At 55.4% G+C, this 296-nt stretch carries 1 pseudogene; it reads right to left on the bottom strand.

Annotation, left to right across the window (positions count from 1 at the left end):
• Window positions 1–296, bottom strand: a pseudogene (locus B3F49_RS07510) (hypothetical protein); the annotation flags it as partial.

Here is a 296-nt window from a genome sequence, read left to right as displayed (position 1 = left end):
AGGCCCCCAAGTTCTTCCACTGGATAGCAACCGAGCACATTCAGTTGATGCAAAGCGGCTAAATTTGCCTGGGTGGTGACCGGAAAGATGGGAATTGAGCGGCTGTGGCACAATTCAATCATGCGCTCGTCAAAGAGAGGGGAGAATACAAATTCTGCACCGCCCTGGATTGCCTGCCTGGCTTGTTCGTAGGTCTGCACATTTCCGGCTCCAACCAGAAGATCTTGTTCTTGTGCCAAGGCCTTGAGCAGGGCCAGGCCGTCGCGGCCTTGCTGGCTGACATTGACGGCCCTGAC

The organism is Sphaerochaeta sp. UBA5836 (genome assembly GCF_002432845.1).
Lineage (GTDB): Bacteria > Spirochaetota > Spirochaetia > Sphaerochaetales > Sphaerochaetaceae > Sphaerochaeta.
Note: the sequence above shows the minus strand (reverse complement) of the source record. Positions and strands in the feature narration are given on the sequence as shown.